The organism is Antricoccus suffuscus (assembly GCF_003003235.1).
In the GTDB taxonomy this organism is placed as follows: domain Bacteria; phylum Actinomycetota; class Actinomycetes; order Mycobacteriales; family Antricoccaceae; genus Antricoccus; species Antricoccus suffuscus.
The window spans coordinates 308,903-327,979 of the sequence record NZ_PVUE01000001.1 but is presented as its reverse complement, the minus strand read 5'-3'; the positions used below and the strand labels follow the sequence as shown (position 1 = coordinate 327,979).

Annotated in this window: 21 protein-coding genes; 11 read left to right on the top strand and 10 right to left on the bottom strand. The window is 63.7% G+C overall.

The window, feature by feature from the left end; translation table 11 throughout:
• Positions 1-2 precede the first annotated feature (2 nt).
• Entirely contained in the window at positions 3-290 is a 288-nt protein-coding gene (locus CLV47_RS22205; protein ID WP_177557461.1) for a hypothetical protein, read from the bottom strand.
• 172 nt (positions 291-462) lie between these two features.
• Here CLV47_RS22205 and CLV47_RS01620 point away from each other — a divergent pair, with 172 nt between their 5' ends.
• Genes CLV47_RS01620 through CLV47_RS01610 form a run of 4 tightly spaced genes read left to right on the top strand, consistent with a single transcriptional unit; the run spans position 463 to position 3,194 of the window.
• Positions 463-1,236: an enoyl-CoA hydratase/isomerase family protein gene (locus CLV47_RS01620; RefSeq protein WP_106347242.1), complete on the top strand. Its 774-nt coding sequence runs from the start codon at positions 463-465 to the stop codon at positions 1,234-1,236.
• Positions 1,237-1,238: 2 nt separating this feature from the next.
• Positions 1,239-2,237, top strand: coding sequence for a phosphotransferase family protein (locus CLV47_RS01615; RefSeq protein ID WP_202862322.1), 999 nt, complete (start codon positions 1,239-1,241; stop codon positions 2,235-2,237).
• Positions 2,234-2,581, top strand: a complete 348-nt coding sequence (locus tag CLV47_RS22285; RefSeq protein ID WP_202862321.1) for a DUF6285 domain-containing protein — start codon at positions 2,234-2,236, stop codon at positions 2,579-2,581. Before CLV47_RS01615 ends, CLV47_RS22285 begins: the two co-directional genes overlap by 4 nt.
• A gap of 1 nt (position 2,582) precedes the next feature.
• Positions 2,583-3,194 carry a TetR-type transcription factor C-terminal domain-containing protein gene (locus CLV47_RS01610; protein WP_106347241.1) on the top strand — a complete coding sequence of 204 codons (612 nt, stop codon included), beginning with the start codon at positions 2,583-2,585 and terminating at the stop codon, positions 3,192-3,194.
• A 23-nt stretch (positions 3,195-3,217) separates the two neighbouring features.
• On the opposite strand, the gene paaE is transcribed toward CLV47_RS01610, so the two are convergent.
• The 7 genes from paaE to CLV47_RS01575 form a co-directional block, all read right to left on the bottom strand.
• Positions 3,218-4,297, bottom strand: a complete 1,080-nt coding sequence (gene paaE, locus CLV47_RS01605; RefSeq protein ID WP_106347240.1) for a 1,2-phenylacetyl-CoA epoxidase subunit PaaE — start codon at positions 4,295-4,297, stop codon at positions 3,218-3,220.
• Positions 4,298-4,304: 7 nt separating this feature from the next.
• The gene (gene paaD, locus CLV47_RS01600; RefSeq protein WP_238145161.1) at positions 4,305-4,901 is read right to left on the bottom strand and encodes a 1,2-phenylacetyl-CoA epoxidase subunit PaaD; all 597 of its coding nucleotides are present in this window, start codon (positions 4,899-4,901) and stop codon (positions 4,305-4,307) included.
• A complete protein-coding gene (paaC, locus tag CLV47_RS01595) occupies positions 4,898-5,731 on the bottom strand; it encodes a 1,2-phenylacetyl-CoA epoxidase subunit PaaC (protein WP_106347239.1) in 834 nt (277 codons plus the stop codon). The genes paaD and paaC overlap by 4 nt, the downstream gene beginning before the upstream one ends.
• Positions 5,731-6,042 (bottom strand): 1,2-phenylacetyl-CoA epoxidase subunit PaaB, encoded by a 312-nt coding sequence (gene paaB, locus CLV47_RS01590; RefSeq protein ID WP_106347238.1) that lies wholly within the window; start codon positions 6,040-6,042, stop codon positions 5,731-5,733. Before paaB ends, paaC begins: the two co-directional genes overlap by 1 nt.
• On the bottom strand, positions 6,039-7,004 hold the full coding sequence (gene paaA / locus CLV47_RS01585; protein WP_106347237.1) for a 1,2-phenylacetyl-CoA epoxidase subunit PaaA: 966 nt from the start codon (positions 7,002-7,004) through the stop codon (positions 6,039-6,041). The genes paaB and paaA overlap by 4 nt, the downstream gene beginning before the upstream one ends.
• Before the next feature lie 88 nt (positions 7,005-7,092).
• A complete protein-coding gene (locus CLV47_RS01580) occupies positions 7,093-8,376 on the bottom strand; it encodes an MFS transporter (protein ID WP_106347236.1) in 1,284 nt (427 codons plus the stop codon).
• Entirely contained in the window at positions 8,376-8,837 is a 462-nt protein-coding gene (locus CLV47_RS01575; protein WP_202862320.1) for a MarR family winged helix-turn-helix transcriptional regulator, read from the bottom strand. Before CLV47_RS01575 ends, CLV47_RS01580 begins: the two co-directional genes overlap by 1 nt.
• A 173-nt stretch (positions 8,838-9,010) precedes the next feature.
• Here CLV47_RS01575 and CLV47_RS01570 point away from each other — a divergent pair, with 173 nt between their 5' ends.
• Positions 9,011-9,766 (top strand): hypothetical protein, encoded by a 756-nt coding sequence (locus CLV47_RS01570; RefSeq protein ID WP_106347235.1) that lies wholly within the window; start codon positions 9,011-9,013, stop codon positions 9,764-9,766.
• Positions 9,767-9,815: 49 nt separating this feature from the next.
• Here the strand turns inward: CLV47_RS01570 and CLV47_RS01565 are convergent, their stop codons facing one another.
• The gene (locus CLV47_RS01565; RefSeq protein WP_170110910.1) at positions 9,816-10,376 is read right to left on the bottom strand and encodes a DUF5134 domain-containing protein; all 561 of its coding nucleotides are present in this window, start codon (positions 10,374-10,376) and stop codon (positions 9,816-9,818) included.
• Positions 10,377-10,629: 253 nt separating this feature from the next.
• Complete coding sequence (locus CLV47_RS01560; RefSeq protein ID WP_106347233.1) at positions 10,630-12,261, bottom strand: flavin-containing monooxygenase; 1,632 nt, start codon at positions 12,259-12,261, stop codon at positions 10,630-10,632.
• A 244-nt stretch (positions 12,262-12,505) separates the two neighbouring features.
• Between CLV47_RS01560 and CLV47_RS01555 the strand changes: the two genes are divergently transcribed.
• From CLV47_RS01555 to CLV47_RS01530, 6 genes are all read left to right on the top strand, one after another.
• On the top strand, positions 12,506-14,020 hold the full coding sequence (locus CLV47_RS01555) for an ABC transporter substrate-binding protein (protein ID WP_106347232.1): 1,515 nt from the start codon (positions 12,506-12,508) through the stop codon (positions 14,018-14,020).
• Positions 14,021-14,081: 61 nt separating this feature from the next.
• Positions 14,082-15,029 carry an ABC transporter permease gene (locus tag CLV47_RS01550; protein WP_106347231.1) on the top strand — a complete coding sequence of 316 codons (948 nt, stop codon included), beginning with the start codon at positions 14,082-14,084 and terminating at the stop codon, positions 15,027-15,029.
• Positions 15,026-15,844 carry an ABC transporter permease gene (locus tag CLV47_RS01545; RefSeq protein WP_106347230.1) on the top strand — a complete coding sequence of 273 codons (819 nt, stop codon included), beginning with the start codon at positions 15,026-15,028 and terminating at the stop codon, positions 15,842-15,844. Before CLV47_RS01550 ends, CLV47_RS01545 begins: the two co-directional genes overlap by 4 nt.
• On the top strand, positions 15,841-16,887 hold the full coding sequence (locus tag CLV47_RS01540) for an ABC transporter ATP-binding protein (protein WP_106347229.1): 1,047 nt from the start codon (positions 15,841-15,843) through the stop codon (positions 16,885-16,887). The genes CLV47_RS01545 and CLV47_RS01540 overlap by 4 nt, the downstream gene beginning before the upstream one ends.
• A 79-nt stretch (positions 16,888-16,966) precedes the next feature.
• Positions 16,967-17,857 carry an ATP-binding cassette domain-containing protein gene (locus CLV47_RS01535; protein WP_106347478.1) on the top strand — a complete coding sequence of 297 codons (891 nt, stop codon included), beginning with the start codon at positions 16,967-16,969 and terminating at the stop codon, positions 17,855-17,857.
• Positions 17,854-19,077 carry a M20 family metallopeptidase gene (locus CLV47_RS01530; protein WP_106347228.1) on the top strand — a complete coding sequence of 408 codons (1,224 nt, stop codon included), beginning with the start codon at positions 17,854-17,856 and terminating at the stop codon, positions 19,075-19,077. Before CLV47_RS01535 ends, CLV47_RS01530 begins: the two co-directional genes overlap by 4 nt.

Sequence of the window (19,077 nt, the reverse complement as noted above, 5' to 3'; positions counted from 1 at the left end):
CCTCAGTCCCGAACGCCTTTGGGCGCGTCCTGCTTCATGAAGCCAAACAGATAGCCGGCAATACGTCGCATCTGGATCTCCTCGGTCGACCCAGTCCTGCCTCTGAGCAAGTTTTCCCGTTCCTGCGTTGGCAGACCTCCGGCATCCCAATCGGTACGGGCGTTCTCCCGCCGATGATCAAAGAAGCGGACGTTGTCATCCTGTTGTTCGAGAAGCCTGATCTCTCGTTCAATAAAGTCGTCGAGTTCGCCACGCAGATCTGTGAGGTCCTGCGGAAGTTCGAGAACCATATGTCCATCAGTCCTTCGTAGTAGACGTCAAAATTCGATACTGCTGCACGTTTCCCGGTTAGCCGCAGGGCACTTGCGTAATAGTGAAGTTCAGCCCACAATAACTGAACGATTGATCAGGTGACAACCGTTAGTTAGCAGCGGTAATTAACAGAACAGTCTGGGGTACTACGTGGGCGACATTTCTTATGACGTGACCGACGGCATTGCGCTGGTGACGATTGATCGTCCGGAGAAGCGGAATGCGATGACCTACGCAGTCCTTGGCGAATTCATCGAGGCAATTCAGCGGGCGGGGGCCGACGATGGGGCGCGAGCGGTCGTCGTCACCGGCGCTGGAGGCGCGTTCTGTGCCGGTACGGATCTCGGCGCCTTGGCCGCCACGCCGGAGGGGCAGCGGAGCCGGCGCGACGCCGCTACCGACGAGCCATGGCCGCTCGCGGCTTGTCCCAAGCCGGTCGTCGCCGCGGTCGACGGCGCCGCGGTCGGCATGGGCGCGGAGTTCACCGTCCAGTGTGATGCCCGAGTCGCGAGCACTCGCGCGCGGTTTGCGTGGAACTTCGTGCACCGCGGCCTGGTGCCGGACACCGGCGCCGGCTCATGGCTGCTGCCGCGTCAGGTCGGGCTGCCCACGGCATTACGCTTCCTGTATTCCGGCGAATTCGTATCAGCGGAGGAGGCCCTCGCTTGCGGCTATGTCGCCGAAGTCGTGGAGCCGGATGAGGTTGTGCCTCGGGCGCGTCGGCTTGCATCAGCGCTATCTCAAGGATCGCCATTCGCGACCCGGCGGGTGAAGCAGCTTGTCTATGATGGGCTCGCTCGCGATGTACCTCACCACATGGACGCTCACAAGGCGACGCTGCAGGAATGCTTCGCCTCCGAAGACCATCGCGAGGGTGTCGCGTCGTTTCTCGAACGGCGCGAGCCGAAGTTTGTCGGTCGGTGACAATGACCGACGTAAAGCCGCTCGCGGCCCGGTTGGCCACCCTGCTAGCCGACGAATTCGCGGACCCAGGCCTCGAGATCCGGGCGTTGCGACAGCTCACCGGCGGCGCCAGTCGTGAGACTTGGGCGTTCGAGGCGGCATATGGCGGCACAGTGAAACCGCTGATTCTTCGGCGCGATCCGCCCAGCGCACCGCGACCGGATCTCATGCTGATCGAAGCGGCGGCGCTGCGAGAGGCGGCGCGGGTAGGCGTCCCCGAGCCTGAGGTGGTGACCACGAGCGGCGACCCACAGATCTTGGGCGCGCCGTTCGTCCTGATGCATTACGTCGACGGTGAAACGCTCGCCCGCAAGATCTTGCGCGAAGATGCGTTTGCGGCAGTCCGGCCGCAGCTTGCGGCGCAGTGCGGGGAGATTCTGGCGCAGATCCACACGATGGATATCGACGCTCTGCCTGGCCTATATGAAGAGTACGACGTACTCACGACTATGCGGTCCCGACTGGACGAGCTCGGGTGGCCTAGCCCCACGCTGGAGCTCGCGCTTCGTTGGCTTGAGGATCATCGGCCTGCGCCTACCGGCCGCACCGTCGTACACGGCGACTTTCGGCACGGCAATCTCATTATCGACCCCGACGGTGTCCGCGCGGTGCTCGATTGGGAGGTCGTGCACATCGGCGACCCGATGGAAGACCTCGGCTGGATGTGCGTGCGCGCCTGGCGTTTCGGGGCACCGCTGCCGGTTGGCGGGTTCGGCGAGTACGACGACCTTTATCGCGCATACGAGCGAGTGTCAGGGACTCCGGTCGACCCAGACTCTGCCTTTTGGTGGCAGGTGCTCGGGACCGTGCGGTGGGGCATTGGCTGCATGGCTCAGGCAGAACGCCACCTATCTGGCATTACGCGCTCAGTAGAGCTCGCCGCGATCGGGCGCCGTGTATGCGAGCAAGAGTACGACGTACTTCTGCTGCTGCGCGACCGGTTAGCGGGTGCATCGGCATGAACTTGCACGGGCGGCCAACCACCGCGGAACTCGCTTCAGCGGTGCAGGAGTTTCTGCGCGACGAAATCATGCCGGCGCTCGACGGGCGGTTGCGGTTCCACACCCTCGTCGCGGCCAACGTCCTCGCCATCATCGAGCGAGAGCTCACCCTCGGGCCCGATCAGCAGGCAGAGCACGAGGCCCGACTAGCCGAGTTTGATGTCAGTGACGATGTCAAACTCGCCGCAGCGATCCGCAGTGGAGCGCTCGATGGACGCTCCGCTGAGGTAGTCGAAGCGTTATGGGAGTCGGTCGTCGCTAAGGTGACGGTCGCGAATCCTAAATACCTAGCGACCCCGGCATAATGTGGACGACTCTCTTTACAGTCCCGATGACGGACTCACGGGGGCAAAAATCCTCGCATCCGCGGTAGAGGCCATTGCCGCGCGGGGCTATCACGGCACGTCGATCCGGGATATCGCTGCGATCGCGAAGGTCAGCTCGGGATCCATCTATCACCATTTCGGCTCCAAGCACGACCTTCTCGTCACCATCATTAATCGCGGCGGCGCCGCTCTTTTGGCCGCGACCGAACAAGCCCTGTTTGACGCGCCCAACGAGCCGGCGGAACGGCTGAAGGCAATCGTTCGGATTCACGTCGGTCGGCACGCCCAATACTCCAAAGAGAGCTTGATCGGGAACTCAGAGCTACGAAGCCTCAGCCCGTCCGCGCGTGAGTTGGTTGTCTCGCAGCGCGACGGTCAGCAGCGCATGTTCGACCGCGTCGTCATAGATGGCGTGGAAAAGGGCGTCTTTCTCGCACCGGACCCCATCGAAGCGGCGCGCTTTATCTCATCTGCGTGCACGGCAGTCGCCGGGTGGTTCAACCCGAAGGGTCCTGCGACCGTGGACGAGATCATCGAACGGTATCAACGGGTAGCGCTGAATGCTGTGCAATACCAGGGCCCCGGCCGCTAGCAAGAGCCTCTAACTACGACCGGTCAGACATCGAAGTCGACGGTGACCTTGTCGGTCAGCGGGCGCGACTGGCACGCGAGTCGGATCCCGCGGTCAAGCTCCTCTGGTTCGAGGGCATAGTTGCGTTCCATCTCGACCTCGCCCTCAACCAGGCGGCATCGACACGTGCCGCACACGCCGCCCTTGCAGGCGAACGGTACGTCGGCACGCACGCCGAGCGCCGCGTCGAGGATCGGGACGGTGTCGCGTTCGAGGTCGAACGACGAGGACACCCCGCCCATGATGAACGTGATCTTGCTGAGGTCTTCCGGGGCCGCGACTTCCTTGCGAGGCCGTCGTTCGCGTGGCGAGTCCTCGACGTGGAAGAGTTCGAAGTGCACGTTGGCGGGCTTGACGCTGTTGTCCTTGAGCCAGTCGCGTACGCCGATCACCATCTCGAAAGGTCCGCATAAGAACCATTCGTCCACCGACTCGACGGGCATCAGCGCCTCGCAGATCCTGGCTAGTCGGGGCGCATCGATCCTCCCGGAAAGCATCTCGACACCGATATCTTCCCGGCTGAGCAGGTTGATGATCTGGAATCGATCGGCGTACTTGTCTTTGAGGTCCGCGATCTCCTCGATAAACATGATCGAGGAGGTGGTGCGGTTGCCGTAGACGAGCGTGACCTCGGAGTTGGGTTCGACCTCGAGTGCGGTGGCGACAAGGGAGAGGACCGGCGTGATTCCGCTGCCGGCCGCGACCATTGCATAGTGGCGACGTCGGTCCGGCGCGAAGCCGGTAGTGAACGATCCGGCAGGAGTCATGACATCGAGCCGCTCCCCCACCTCGAGCTCATTTAACGCGTACGTCGAAAAAACGCCCTCAGGCAGCGACCGTACGGCGACGCGCAGCCGGCCCGAGCCCGGGGAGCAACAGATGGAGTAGGAGCGGCGCACTTCCTCGCCGGCCTCCCTTCGCCTGATGGTCAGGTGCTGACCGGGCGAGAAGGCATACAGGTCCGCCAATTCATCGGGTACGTCGAAGCTGATCGCAACCGAGTCGTCGGTGATGCGCTCCAGCCCGGACACGGTGAGCGCGTGGAAGTCGTGAGCGTTAGCCATGGGTCCTCTAGCGAAGTGTTTTGAACCAGTCGAAGGGTTCACGGCATGTATTGCATCTATACAGGGCTTTGCACGAGGTCGAGCCGAATTGGGAGAGCACCTCGGTATCGAAGTCACCGCAGTGCGGACACCGCACAGACAGCCCGACAGACACCGGGCCTGCGACGGCTCGAGTGCCGGTGGGTGGCGCGATGCCCGACTCCTCGAGAGCCGCCAGCCCGCGTGGGGTGATCCAGTCTGTTGTCCACGCCGGTGCGAGTACGACGTCAACGACGACCTCCCGATAGCCGGCCTCGGTGAACACTCGACGCAGGTCGTGTTCGATCGCCTTCATAGCGGGGCATCCGGAGTACGTCGGCGTGATTGTCACCGTAACGGTGCCGCCATCGTCCGACACCTCCACGGCACGCAAGATACCCAAGTCGGCGATGCTCAGCGCCGGAATCTCGGGGTCGTTGACGTCCGCGGCAAGCTCCCATGGCGTCACGTCAGGGCCGAGGGCAACTGCGCTCTTCGGATCTGTCCCGTCGATGTCGTTAGCCGGGGAGCGGTCACCATACCCGAACGGTGACAGGTCCTCAAGATCGCGAGTCGTCGTACTCACCAGGTCGCTCCAGGGTAGGCGCGGTGCACGGACTGCATCTCGGCGAGCAGGAAGTCCAGGTCGGAGGTGTGTACGCCGCGCCGGCCACCGCGGGCATGCCACTTCGTCTGGGGGACAGTCAATGTCGCCGTCTCGATCACCGCTGTGAGCTGGTCGATGCACGGCTCGCGCAGCGCCCCGAAGTCCGGGCACACGCCGGCGTCGATGAGCGGGCGAAGCTTCTCGTCGGTCTGCGGGCCGTCGTAGACCTCGACGCCGGAATCCGCGTCAAAGAGCTCATCGACATACGGCCACACCACGTCGAGCCCGGCCTGCATCCGCTCGTGTGACTCGTCGGTGCCGTCACCGAGGCGGAGCACCCATTGCGTTGCGTGGTCAAGGTGGTAGCGCACTTCCTTGCTGGCCTTTGCTGCAATGGCAGCGATTGTCGCGTCGGTCGAGTGCGTGAGCTCGGCGTAGAGCAGGGACTGGTAGGTCGAAAAGACCAGCTGCCGCGCCATTGTCTGGGCGAAGTCTCCGCGCGGGATCTCCACCAAATGACTTGAACGAAACTCGCGCGCCTGTCGCAGGTAGGCAAGCTCGTCCTCGGACTTCGGCGGCGACATAATGGATCCGGCGTACGAGATGAGCATCCGGCCCTGCCCGAGCAGGTCGAGGGCGATGTTGGCGATCGCGACGTCCTCCTCGAGTACAGGCGCGCTCGCGACCCACTCCATCAGGCGCTGACTGAGCACGAGCGCGTCGTCGCCCAGTCTCAGCGTGAGATCGACGAGCGGCGAGTAGGTCTCTGCGGCGTACCGCTCACCGGCGAATTCAGGGACGGCGCCCATCACATGTGGTCCACTTCGGCCGGCAGTTTGTAGAACGTCGGGTAGCGGAAGATCTTGTCGCCGGCCGGATCGAAGAACTCGTCCTTCTCGTCCGGGCTGGACGCGGTGATATCCGCCGACGGCACGACCCAGATCGACACGCCCTCCTGGCGACGCGTGTAGAGATCGCGGGCATTGCGCAGCGCCATCTGTGCGTCGGGGGCGTGCAGCGATCCAACGTGGTTGTGCGACAGGCCGCGGCGACTGCGCACGAAGACCTCCCACAGCGGCCAACGCTCGGCGGACCCGTAGTCTGTGTTCCGCTCGCTCATGCTGACTGCTCCATCCGCGCGGCTTGTTTTGCGGCGTACGCCGTCGCGGCCTCGCGTACCCACGCACCGTCATCGTGGGCGGCTTTGCGGCGCCGTACGCGTTCGGCGTTGTTGGGCCCGTCACCGCGCAGCACCCGCTTGAACTCGGACCAGTCGAGCGCGCCAAATGCGTAATGGCCCGACTCCTCGTCCCATCTCAGTTCCGGGTCAGGCAATGTGATTCCGAGGATTTCGGCCTGCGGGACAGTCATATCAACGAAACGCTGACGAAGCTCGTCATTCGAGAATCGCTTGATCCCCCACGCCATCGAGTCCGCCGAGTTGGGCGACTCGCCGTCCGGTGGCCCGAACATCATTAGCGATGGCCACCACCAGCGGTTGACCGCGTCTTGCGCCATGGCCTTCTGCTCGTCGGTACCCCGGGCGAGGGCAAGCAGAATCGAGAACCCCTGCCGCTGATGGAAGGACTCTTCCTTGCAGATGCGGATCATCGCGCGGGCGTAGGGACCGTACGACGCGCGGCATAGCGGCACCTGATTGACGATCGCGGCACCGTCGACGAGCCAGCCAATCGCGCCGTTGTCGGCCCAGGTCAGTGTCGGATAGTTAAAGATCGAGGAGTACTTCTGCCCGCCGGAGTGCAGCAGGTCGAGCATCTCGTCGCGGCTCATGCCGAGCGTCTCGGCGGCGGCGTACAGGTAGAGCCCGTGACCGGCCTCGTCCTGCACCTTCGCCAGCAGGATCGACTTACGTTCAAGCGATGGCGCCCGGGTCAGCCAGTTGCCTTCGGGCTGCATGCCAATGATCTCCGAGTGCGCGTGTTGCGCGATCTGCCGGATCAGCGTCGCCCGGTAACGATCGGGCATCCAATCGCGCGGCTCGATGCGACCATCGGCGGCGATGGTGGCATCGAAGTCGCTCTGCTGGTCACCGGCGGTGGGCCGGTGGGATGTCACGGTCACGGAAAACCTCCCGAACGTTCGGTTGGTTTAAGGGTAAATGCTATTCCGCAAGAAGTCCACCGCCGAGTGCCCCGCCAGGCCGAAGTCGTCACACGGCTTTCGGTGCGACGGCCTCTTCGTCGAGCGGTTGTTCATCGGCGACCTGTGCAACGAGTGCCGGCCGGCGGCTTCGCCGGCTGATCCACTCACCGAGCCCTACCGCGACAAAACAAGCTGCCGCGCCGAGGATCAGACCCGCTCGCCCGCCGAACTGCTCGGTGATCCACCCGGCGATCGGGCCGCCAATCGGCGTCGAGCCAAGGAAGGCCACCGCCCACAGCGCCATCACCCGGCCGCGCATCGTTGGCGCCGCCTCGAGTTGAAGGGTGCTGTTACCGCGCGCCATGAAACTGATGCTGGCGGCGCCGACAAGTGCGAGCGCGATCATCTCGATCCAGAGGTACGGCGCGAGCGCGGCCGCCAGAATCGCCAAGCCGAAGACGCCGGCCGAGGTGATCAGCGCACGCAGCCCGGTCGTGCCTCGCGCGGCGACGAAAAGCCCACCGACAACCGCGCCTACGCCCATCGCCGCGGTCATGAACCCGAAGGTCTGCGCACCGCCATTGAAGGTCTGTTCTGCGACGATCGGCAGCACCACGTTGAACTCATAGGCAAGGCACCCAACCAGCGCCATCATCAGCAGCGGCGCCCGCAGCTCCGGCGTACGCCACACGTAGGAGAACCCTTCGCGCATCTGACCTTTTGCGCGAACCGCTGGCTCGGACGGTTGTAGTGCCGACACGTCGAGGCGCATCAACGACGCTACGACGGGTATGAAGCTCACCGCGTTGACCAAGAAACAGATACCCAGGCCACCGGTGGCAATGACGAGGCCGGCGACCGCGGGGCCGATCGCCCGCGCGACGTTGACCAGCACCGAGTTGAGGCTTACCGCGTTACGGAGATCGTCGGGACCAACCAATTCCAGGATGAACGACTGGCGGGCGGGATTCTCAAAGCAGGTGTTCAGCCCAAGCAAGAGGGCAAGACCGTAGACCATCCAGATGGTGATCGTGCCCGTCACGGTGAGTACGCCGAGGGCGAGGGCCAGGACCCCCATCATCGACTGCAGCCCGATCATCAGCTTGCGTTTGTCCAAGCGGTCGGCCACCACCCCGCCGTACGGGCCCAGCAACAGCACCGGCAGCGTCTGCATCGCCACGACGACGCCCAGCGCCGTACCGGAGCCGGTCAGCTGGAGCACCAGCCACGACTGAGCGACCCGCTGCATCCAGGTGCCGATCATCGAGACGGCCTGGCCACTGAAATACAGCCGGTAGTTGGGGTTACGCAGCGACGAGAACGTCTGCCGCCCGATGTCCTTCATCGCCATCACGAGGTGGACACCGGACTAGCCTTCTGAGGTCGAACGACCGACAGCGCTTCCAGAGCCGGAAGTACGTCGAGCAGCGCCGCCGCATCGCTTGCCGGCACCTGCGCCAGCAACCCGGCCAGCAACTTGGTGCGCTCCGCCCTGCGGCGTACGTGCAAATCCCGCCCGGCGTCGGTGACCTCGACTCTGGCCGCTCGGCGGTCGTCGGGATCGGCGACCCGGCGTACCAGACCGGCATCGGACAGCTTGCCGACGATCCGCGACAGCATCGTCGGGTTGAGATGTTCGAGCTCGGCGAGCTCTCCCAATCCGAGCGGACCGAGGCGAGCGACGGTGCCGAGCACCCACAACTGGGTGCGAGTCAGCCCGCCGCCTTCGACCTCGCGGTCCATCGTGCGGGCGATTCTGGTGAGCGCGATGCGCAGCCGCGCCACTTCTTCACTCTCGAACCTCTGCGGCACGGTTCTCCATTCAGTACGAATCCAATATTTGCCTATCGGCAAGCATATACCTCATCGCGCCGCCATGACGTGAGTTGTGAGTCCCGTCGCCAGCAAAAGCTCACACCTCGCTCTTACTATTCGCAAAGGTTCACCTGGTGTACTCGTCCCATGCGATCAGATTGGTGGCTGACATGTCGATAATTCCTCGGCCACGCTCCACGGAGACGCGCGCGGCCGGGAAGCTGAAAGCGCCGGACTGGCTGTTGCCGCAGTTGCGCGATTTCCTCGGTATCACCACACCGCCAGCAGGCCCAGAGATGACCGAGGGCAATAGTCGACTTACCGCTGTCAGCGGCATGATGCTCTTCGCGCTACTCGCCGTTGAGGGCGTCACCGTTCTCAACGTGCGGGGCATGATCACGCTGCACGTATACCTCGGGATACTGCTCGTCGGTCCAGTGCTGCTCAAATGCGCCAGCACCATCTACCGGTTTGTCCGCTACTACACCGGCGCGCCCGCCTACGTGCAGAAAGGGCCGCCGCATCCGATCCTGCGGCTGCTGGGACCGGTTGTCATCTTGTCTAGCCTTGCGGTCCTCGGTACTGGCATCGGGCTCGTCTTTGTCGGCCCCGATCACAGCGAACCGTTGCTCACTTTGCACCAAGCTAGCTTCATCGTCTGGCTAGTCGTGGTCATAATCCATGTGCTCGGGCATATCCTCCGGGCCAGCACTACCACCTGGCGCGAACTACGCGATCCACACGCCGACCCCGCGGTGCGGGGCCGGCGATGGCGCGTCTTCGCCGCCGCCGCGTCTCTCGTGGTCGGCGTCGGCCTCGCCACGGCTCTACTACCATCAGCACACTCCTGGACCGATCGTCAGCACAACAGCCATCAGTTAAGCCACTTCGACAGAACGGCGCACGGGACCGCGCCGTCTCGCTGAACACGACCGCCTGTGCCGGCACAATCAAGGTCTCCGGCTACCCCTGTAGTCAGTGCATCGTCATGACCGCGGGGACAACGTGCATGTGCATGGTCTGCATCGCGACCAGCATGTAGCCCATGCCGAGCGCCATCACCGCGAGTGACAATCGGACCGCGGGCGTGACATCGGCGGCGAGCCGCAACGGGTTGCACACCCACACCAGCGCTTCGCCGGCCAGGTAGACCACCAACAGGTATGTCACCGTCGCGAGGTGGTCTCCGACTGGCAATGACATGTAGGCCATCACCAGCATGCCCACCGTCGATGCCGCCCACAACCAGTTCGGAAAATTGTCCTGGCTTGCCCACCAGATGCACGTCAAGATCATGCTGATCGTGAGCGCGCCGAACAGTGCGACACCCGCCCGGTACAGATCGGCGTGCGCGGGCTGCGCGGCCAGGTACATCACCATCATGGCGGCCGCCATCAGCACGTGCGCGAGATGCCACCAACGCGCCCGGCCGGACATCCACCAGACGTGCCACAGGTGCGTGATCGCTACCGCGCCCAAGACCAGCGCCCACAGCACCTCCAGCCAGCCCGGCAATAGCGGCATATCCATTGTCATGACCGGATCCATCCCGGACCCGTTCATCAGCGGCTGCCTCTGATCGATACCGTCATGTCCTCGCCACGTACAGACTCGCTGGCGTATCTCACATCCAGTACGTTGTGCCGACGCCGACCGTGTGTCAATAGCGCCGGCGGTCGGTGTCCGCAGAGCCGTGCAAGATGCCAAATAAGGTCACACGTCCCGGCCGTTATGACCTACGGAACGTATGACCTTATTTAGACAGTGGCGCTATTTAGAGAATGCGAAGTCAGGTCAGCTGCATGCCTTCGTAGTCGCGCTCGGCGACTTCGGCGATCGTGGCTCGATATTTCGGCGTTCCGCCGTTGTAGACCTGATAGCGCATCTTGCCCTGCTCGTGGCCCTCGACGTTTGAGTTGTAGCCGGTGAACCAGCCCTGCGCCTTACGCAACAGCATGATCTCGTAGAGTTCGGCGACTTTCTTACCCCAGGCCCGCTCGCTTTCGGCGTCGGCCTCAACCCGCGTGTAGCCACGGTCGCGCATGTACTCCAGCAGGTCGGTGGTCCAGTCGACCGCGAGCTCGATCCCACGCGGGAAGTTGGTCGTCGCCGATGCACTCTGTGGGCCGGTCGGCATCAGCATGTTGGGGAAGCCGGCCACCTGCATGCCGAGATAGGTGGCCGGGCCGTCGGCCCATTTTTCCTTCAATGATTGGCCACCCACGCCTCGAATGTCCACTCGCTCGTACGCGCCGGTGACGGCATCGAATCCAGTCGCGAACACGATGATGTCGAACTCGTGCTCAGCTTCAGTGGTGCGGATTCCACGTGCGGTGATCCGGTCGATCGGGGTTTCCTGCAGATCGACCAGGTGCACGTTGTCCCGGTTATAGGCCTCATAGTAATGGGTTTCCATCGGAAGCCGCTGTACGCCGAACCCATGATCCTTCGGGACCAGCTTCTCGGCCAGGACCGGGTCATTCACCCTCGCGCGAATCTTGTCAGCGATGAACGCCGAGAGCTCCGCGTTGGCGGCCTCGTCGGTGAAGGTCTCGCGGAAGTTCGACAGCCAGATGCCAAAGCCTGGCTCGGTGTAAAGCTTCTCCCACATCGCCAGGCGTTCCTCGCGCGGCACGTCCCAGTAGGGCCGGCGGTCGGGTTGGTGGATGAACCCGCCCGGAGTACGCGCGCAGACGGCGAAGATCTCGTCGTACCGCTCCTTGATGTCGGCCATCTCTTCCGGAGAGATTTCCCCGTTGTGCAGCGGCGCTGTCCAATTGGGTCGCCGCTGAAAGACCGTCAGGTCCCCCACCTTATCCGCGATCTCGCCGATGAGCTGTATCGCAGTCGCACCCGTGCCGACGACCGCCACCAGCTTGCCCTCCAACGTCACCGGTTCGGTGGGCCAGTTGTACGTGTGGAACGCCTGTCCTTCGAAGTCATCGATGCCGTCGTACCGCGGAAGAGTCGGCGCGGACAGGAGCCCGAGAGCGGGAATGAGGAATCGAGATGACAGCTCACGTCCGTCGCTCAGCTGTAGACGCCACTGCGTCGTCGCATCGTCGAAGACCGCCGCATCGACATTGCAGTCGAACTGCATGTGCGGACGGAGGTCGAACTTCTCGGCGACGTACTCAAGGTAACGAAGGTTCTCGGGTTGGCCGGAGAAGCGCTCCTTCCAGTCCCATTCCTGCAACAACTCCTCGGAGAATGAGTAGCCGTAGGTGATGCTCTCGGAGTCGAAGCGGGCGCCCGGATAGCGATTCCAGAACCAGGTGCCACCGAGGTTAGAGCCGGTTTCGAGCAGCGTGGCGTTGAAGCCGAGGTCGAGGAGCCGGTGGAGCTGATAGATGCCGCATACTCCTGCGCCAACAACAATGACTTCGTAGTCCGGATTCATGCTTGTCGCGTCGTCACCCATGCTGCGCTCCTCGTGTAGGCCGTTACCTCTCAACCCACACTAGGTCCAATCCGTCACTAGCTGTAGCGAATGTGCGCGACGTCCGGACAAAACGTCGCACTGAATGGCTCCTGAACCAGATTGCGTAACCAAACTGAGACGGTGAGTTTTCGAACTTACGTCTTGACGGGGCGGCCGTGCTCCACAATTGTCTGGGCAACTACATCGCTATACCCGCAGAAGCGCCGGCCAAAGGAGCACCTTCATGTCCGTCTCGTTTAAACGCCTCGTCGTCGGCCTGGTCGCCGCGGCCTTGGCGCTGGCCGGGTGCTCGAGCTCCGGCAGCGGCAGTAGCAGCAACAAGATCGGCGACACGGTCACGCTGGGCCTCGTCGCAGAACCGCCCAGCCTTGACTTCACGACCACCGATGGCGCCGCGACACCACAGGTGCTGCTGGACAACATCTACGAGACCCTCGTCAAGGTCGACAACAAAGGCAAGATCGTGCCGGCCCTCGCGAAGTCGTGGAAGGTCAGCGACGACCGCCTGACCTACACCTTCGAGCTCGTCGACAATGCGAAGTTCACCAACGGCAAGACGTTTACGGCCGACGATGCGGCGTTCTCCATCAACCGGGTAAAGACGGACTGGACGATCAGCCTGAAGAAGTCGTTTGACGTCGTTACATCGGCGACGGCGACCAGCCCGACCGAGCTGACCGTCGTACTGGCGCATCCGAGCAACGACTGGCTCTACCGCATGACGACCCGGCTTGGCGCGATGATGACCCCCAATGGCATAGCCGACCTGGCCAACACCCCGATCGGCACCGGCCCCTACAAGTTCGCGAAATGGACGCGCGGTACGTCGATCGAACTCGTCCGTAACGACAACTACTGGGGCACCGAACCGCACTTCAAAAACGTCGTCTTCAAATACTTCAACAATCCGACCTCGATGAACAACGCGATGCTCGCCGGCACGATCGACGTCGTCACAACGGTGCAGGCGCCGGAGTCCCTGGACCAGTTCTCCAAGGGCCCCAAGGCCAGTGGTCTACAGGTGATCGAGGGTACGACGAACGGCGAAGTCGTCCTGTCCTTCAACCAGTCGCAGGGACCGCTGGCGAATCTCAAGGTGCGTCAGGCGATCCGCACCGGCATCGATCACAAAGCACTCCTGGACAACTGCTGGGCAGGCAAAGGCACGCTCATCGGATCGATGGTCCCGCCGACCGATCCCTGGTATGAGGACCGGACCAAGGACTTCCCTTACGACCAGAAGAAGGCTAAGGAATTGCTGAAGGAGTCCGGCGAGCAAAACATCACGCTGCGGCTGCGCATTCCGTCACTGCCGTACGCCGTCGCCTGCGCCCCCGAAGTACAGAGCCAGCTGTCCAAAATCGGCATCAAGGTCGACATCGACACGCTGGAGTTCCCGGCGAAGTGGCTCGACACCGTCTACAAGCAGCACGACTACGACATGTCGATCATCGCGCACGTCGAGCCCCGCGACCTCGGCTCGGTCTTCGGCAACCCGGACTACTACACGCAGTACAAAAACCCGGCGCTGCAACCGCTGCTGGCCGCCGCGGACGAAGGTACCGAGCAGCAGCAGATCGACAACATGAAGGCGGCCGCGAAGCTTATCTCCGAAGATGCCGCGGCGGACTTCCTGTTCCTGCTGCCCAACCTCATGGTCGCTAAGAAGGAGATCACTGGGCTACCGAAGAACGCGATCGGAGAAGCGTTCCGGGTCGCTGATCTCGGCGTCAAATAAGGCAGACTAAGCGTCGGTGTCGTAACTCCACGACCATGACAACGATCGCTGCGGGGTGCTCATGCTGCTGAAGGTGCTCAGCCGCCTCGGCATCTTCCTCATGTCCTTGTTCGTGGCCTCGGTCGCGGTGTTTGCGGTCATGAACGTGCTGCCCGGCAACCCAGCCCAAGTAGCCGCCGGGATCAACGCCGACGCGACGTCGGTGCACCAGCTCGAGGTCAAGTTTGGCTTGGACCGGCCGCTTATCGTGCAGTACTTCGACTGGGTCGGCCACCTGTTGCGCGGCAACTTCGGCAGGTCGTACGTCGGCGACTACGAGCTCACCCCGGAGATCATCGACAAGTTCCAGTACACGCTGTATCTCGCGATCGGCGGCACCCTGATCGCGCTGATCATCGCCGTACCGCTGGGAATCTTGATGGCCGCGCGCAACCGCACCGCGTCCGGAGTCGGCCTATCGGTCCTGTCGCAGCTGGGGATCTCCATCCCGGCGTTCGCGCTCGGGCTGATCCTGATCTCGTTCGTGTCTTTGAAATGGGGGCTGCTGCCGCCGGGCGACCTGGTCAAGCCGGGCGACGACTTCGGGCTGTTCCTACAACAGCTGATCCTGCCGGCGATCTCGCTCGGGCTGGTGCAAGGCGCCGTGCTCAGCCGCTACGTCAGATCGGCCGTTCTCGACGTACTGCGCCAGGACTACATCCGTACGGCGCGCGCGAAGGGCCTCACGCCGTACCGCGCGATCGTCCGGCACGGCCTGCGCAACGCGTCGATACCGGTCGTGACGGTCCTCGGACTGCAGCTTTCCACGCTGCTGATCGGCGCGGTCGTCATCGAGCGGGTGTTCGTGATCTCCGGGCTCGGCTCGATGCTGTTGGACAAAGTCGCCAACCGGGACCTGATCGCGGTGCAGTCCATCGTCATGCTGCTGGTCGCGGCCACCTTGATCATCACGCTGATCGTGGACATCCTGTACGTCGTGATCGATCCGCGATTGCGGGCCAGTCGATGAAGAGACTCAACCCCAGCCTGATCATCGGCGGCGTCCTGGTGTCACTCGTCGTCATCACGGCCGTCGTATCGTTCTTCTGGACGCCGTACAACCCGATCCTCAACAACGGCGCAGACAAGTTCGCGCCCATCAGCGGAGCGCACTGGCTGGGCGCGGATAAGTTCGGCCGCGACGAGCTGTCCCGGCTGATGGCCGGCGCCCGTACGACGCTGCTCGTCGGCATCGTCGCGGTCTCGATCGCGGCCGTGATCGGCGTACCGCTAGGGATCTGGGCGGCCATGTCGCGGCGATGGGTCGGCGAGGTGGTGATGCGGGGAAACGATCTGCTGCTAGCGTTTCCGGCCTTACTGCTCGCTATCATGCTATCGGCGATATACAAAGGCGGCACCCTCGTGGCGATGATCGCGATCGGGATCGCCACCGTGCCGACGTTTGCGCGAGTCAGCCGGGCCGGCACGCTGCAGGTGATGCAGACCGAATACGTGCTCGCCGCACGCGCCGCCGGCAACAGCAGACTCGCCATCGCGCGCCGACACATCCTGCCCAACATCTCCAGCCTGGTCATCGTGCAGTCCTCGATCGCCTTCGCCATCGCGATTCTGGCCGAAGCTGCACTCTCCTATCTCGGTCTCGGCACCCAGACCCCCAACCCCAGCTGGGGAATCATGCTCCTCGAGTCGCAAGACACCCTCTACAAGGCACTCTCACTCGGGTTGATCCCCGGGATCGCGATAGCCCTGTCCGTGCTCGGATTCAACCTGCTCGGCGACGGGCTGCGCGACAAGCTCGACGCGACGTTGGTGGACGTGCAATGACCGTGACCAGTACGCCGCGGCGCGTCCTCACTCTTCGTGAACTATCCGTGCGCACCGGCACCTATCCCCTGCTCGAAGGGGTTTCCTTCACCGTCGACGGCGATGAGCGGGTAGGCCTCATCGGAGAGTCCGGTTCCGGCAAGTCGCTGACGGCGCTGTCGATCATGGGCCTGCTCTCTCCCGGCCTCACCGCCAGCGGCTCGATCAGCGTGCTGGACGGCGAAGTGATCGGCGCCAAGGAGTCCGCTCTTGCCGGCCGTCGCGGCCGGGACCTCGCGATGGTCTTCCAGGAACCGATGACCGCGCTTAACCCGACGATGCGGGTCGGCAAGCAGATCGCCGAAACCATGCTGCTGCACGATACGCAGCCGAACAAGAAGGCGGCGTACGGCGAAGCGGTGCGCCTCCTCGAGCGGGTGGGTTTGCCCGACCCGGAACGCGCCGCGCGTTCATACCCTCACCAGTTGTCCGGCGGTCAGCGGCAACGCGCCGTGATCGCGATCGCGATGGCCAACGAACCCGACCTGCTGATCTGCGACGAGCCCACCACGGCGCTCGACGTGACCGTCCAGGCACAAGTGCTCGACCTCGTCGTCAGCGAAGCCGATCGCCAGAACGCCGCGCTGCTGTTCATCACGCACGACCTCGCCGTCGTCGCGATGCTCTGCCAGCGAGTCCTTGTCATGTACGGCGGGCGGATAGTCGAGGCCGGCACGGTTGCCGATGTCTTCACCAACCCGCAGCACCCGTACACGGCGGGGCTGATCGCCGCCTCCGACCTGGACGCGGTCGACGCCGAGGGCCATTTGACGACGATCCGTGGCAGCGTGCCGCCGGCCGGGAAGTTCCCGGAGGGGTGCGTGTTCGCCAACCGGTGCGACTTCGCGACCGACATCTGTAAGACCCAGCCGCCGTGGACCGGCGTACCGGCTGACGTCCGGCAAAGTGGTCGTCATAGCGACCACCCCGCCGGACGCGACGAAACGGGCGGGCAGGACTTCGGGTACGCGTGCTTCCACCCACTTGGGGAGAACGCCGAATGACGATGTATGAGCACAGGGTCCGGCAAAGTGGTCGTCATAGCGACCACTTTGCCGGACGCTACCGATGTGGGTGGTGCGCATGAGTGCGATTATCTCGGCGACGGACCTGTCGCGGCACTACCGCACTCCGCGGGCCTCGATGTTTGGCCAACCCGGGCAGGTAATCGGGCTGGACAAGGCGACGTTCGAGGTCGAGGCCGGCGAGCGGTTCGGCATTGTCGGCGAGTCCGGTTCGGGCAAGTCGACCCTCCTGCGGCTGCTCGCCGGGCTCGACGAGCCGACGAGCGGTCACATCGAGGTCGACGGACTGGACATCTCGCGCCATCGCACACCTTGGGGGCGTACGCCGCCGGGCTCGCCGGACTACCGGCGTAATCTTCACGGGCTTCGTTCGCGGCTCCAGATGGTTTTCCAGGACCCCATGGGTTCCCTGGACCCGCAGATGCGTGTGTACGACATCGTCGCCGAACCGCTTGTCGCTCAACGCAAACCTTTCACCGACGCGGATGTGCACCGGCTGTTGCGCGATGTCGGCATCGACCCGTCCGGGGCTCGGCGTTATCCGCATCAGTTCTCTGGCGGCCAACGGCAACGCATCTCGATCGCTCGCGCGCTCGCACCGGAGCCATCGATCCTCGTCGCCGACGAACCGGTCAGCGCGTTGGACGTGTCGGTGCGCGCGCAGGTGCTCAACCTGATCACCGACCTCGTCCGTGACCGCGAGCTCACGCTCGTGTTCGTGTCGCACGACCTCAGCGTCGTACGCCATCTGTGCCGCCGCGTCGCGGTGATGAAGGACGGCCAGATCGTCGAGTTGAGCGAGACCAAGGCCTTGTATGCCAATCCGCAAAGCGACTACACCCGCCGCCTCGTCGCCGCGATCCCGACGTTAGCCAAATCGATGAGCGGCGCGACCACGAGAGACTTGCTCACCGAGTCAGACCAACCCAACGAACGGGGAGACCGATGAACGGCGCTACGTCGAAATTCAACATCGACGCGGACGGGCTGGTCGCGTTCACCCAGGCCCTGGTGCGGGTGCGCAGCGTGCATGATGCGGCGACGAGCAACACCGAAGGGCAGGCGGCGGCCCTCGTCGAGGCGAAGATGCGGTCGTTTGGCTGGGACCCAGAGGTCATCGAGATCGAACCGGGGCGGCCCAACGTGATCGCCGTACTGCATGGGAACCGCCCGGGGCCGACGCTGATGTTCGAGGGGCACACCGACGTCGTCACCGAGGGCGACCTCTCGGAGTGGACGTTTGACCCGTACGGCGCCGAGATCCGCGACGGCAAGCTGCTTGGACGCGGCAGCGCCGACATGAAGTCCGGGCTCGCCGCGATGATTTATGCGGCTCGGGCCGTCGAGCGTGCCGGAGACTTCCCCGGCACGCTTGTCGTTGGTGCACTTGCTGACGAGGAGGGCATGATGATCGGCGCGAAGGCATTCGCCGGTTCATCACTCGCCCTCGGAGTCGACGGCGCCATCATTTGCGAACCCGAAGATGGCGAGATCTGCAACGTCGCCAAGGGCGCGATCCGAATGAAGGTGATCATCAAGGGGAAAATGGCGCACGGCGCGATGCCGCAACATGGCCGCAACCCGATCCCGGTAGCGGCCGCGATCATCAGCAAACTCGCCGCGCTGCAGGACGAGCTGCAGAAGGAGCATGGCGAGCATCCGACACTCGGCGACATCTACCTCACTCCGACGGTGCTCGACGGCGGAGACAACGACCAGATCAACGTCATCCCGACGGTCTGCTCATTAGCCGCTGACATACGTACGACGACGGCCGTCGACCACCCAACATTGTTGTCGCACATACATTCCCTCGTCGATCAGTCAGCGTTAGAAGCCGGCTGCGAAGCTACCTTCGTCGTCATCGATGACCGGCCGCCCGTTGACACCCCGATCGACGACCCTGTGGTGGCGGCCCTCGCCGCGGCGCACGAACGGGTCACCGGTGGCACGCCGGTGTACGGCGGCGTACCCGGTACGACCGACGGCACGATCCTCACCCGCGACGCCGCGATACCCACGGTCGTCTATGGTCCCGGCGACAAATGGATCGCCCATCAGGCAAACGAATGGGTCAGTGTCGAGGACATCGTGATCAACGCGCACGTGTACGCCGAGGCGGCCGCCGAATTCCTCAATTCCGATATTGCTGCCAGGAAGGCGAAGTAG

Excerpts from the sequence above, each read along its gene's own strand:
- CLV47_RS01570 (WP_106347235.1), top strand. The coding sequence starts at position 9,011 with ATGTCGATAATTCCTCGGCCACGCTCCACGGAGACGCGCGCGGCCGGG.
- paaC (WP_106347239.1), bottom strand. The coding sequence starts at position 5,731 with ATGGGCGCCGTCCCTGAATTCGCCGGTGAGCGGTACGCCGCAGAGACC.
- CLV47_RS01540 (WP_106347229.1), top strand. The coding sequence starts at position 15,841 with ATGACCGTGACCAGTACGCCGCGGCGCGTCCTCACTCTTCGTGAACTA.
- paaB (WP_106347238.1), bottom strand. The coding sequence starts at position 6,042 with ATGAGCGAGCGGAACACAGACTACGGGTCCGCCGAGCGTTGGCCGCTG.
- CLV47_RS01545 (WP_106347230.1), top strand. The coding sequence starts at position 15,026 with ATGAAGAGACTCAACCCCAGCCTGATCATCGGCGGCGTCCTGGTGTCA.
- CLV47_RS01530 (WP_106347228.1), top strand. The coding sequence starts at position 17,854 with ATGAACGGCGCTACGTCGAAATTCAACATCGACGCGGACGGGCTGGTC.
- CLV47_RS01555 (WP_106347232.1), top strand. The coding sequence starts at position 12,506 with ATGTCCGTCTCGTTTAAACGCCTCGTCGTCGGCCTGGTCGCCGCGGCC.
- CLV47_RS22205 (WP_177557461.1), bottom strand. The coding sequence starts at position 290 with ATGGTTCTCGAACTTCCGCAGGACCTCACAGATCTGCGTGGCGAACTC.
- CLV47_RS01615 (WP_202862322.1), top strand. The coding sequence starts at position 1,239 with ATGACCGACGTAAAGCCGCTCGCGGCCCGGTTGGCCACCCTGCTAGCC.
- CLV47_RS01560 (WP_106347233.1), bottom strand. The coding sequence starts at position 12,261 with ATGGGTGACGACGCGACAAGCATGAATCCGGACTACGAAGTCATTGTT.
- paaE (WP_106347240.1), bottom strand. The coding sequence starts at position 4,297 with ATGGCTAACGCTCACGACTTCCACGCGCTCACCGTGTCCGGGCTGGAG.
- CLV47_RS01580 (WP_106347236.1), bottom strand. The coding sequence starts at position 8,376 with ATGGCGATGAAGGACATCGGGCGGCAGACGTTCTCGTCGCTGCGTAAC.
- CLV47_RS01550 (WP_106347231.1), top strand. The coding sequence starts at position 14,082 with ATGCTGCTGAAGGTGCTCAGCCGCCTCGGCATCTTCCTCATGTCCTTG.
- CLV47_RS22285 (WP_202862321.1), top strand. The coding sequence starts at position 2,234 with ATGAACTTGCACGGGCGGCCAACCACCGCGGAACTCGCTTCAGCGGTG.
- CLV47_RS01565 (WP_170110910.1), bottom strand. The coding sequence starts at position 10,376 with ATGACAATGGATATGCCGCTATTGCCGGGCTGGCTGGAGGTGCTGTGG.
- CLV47_RS01535 (WP_106347478.1), top strand. The coding sequence starts at position 16,967 with ATGAGTGCGATTATCTCGGCGACGGACCTGTCGCGGCACTACCGCACT.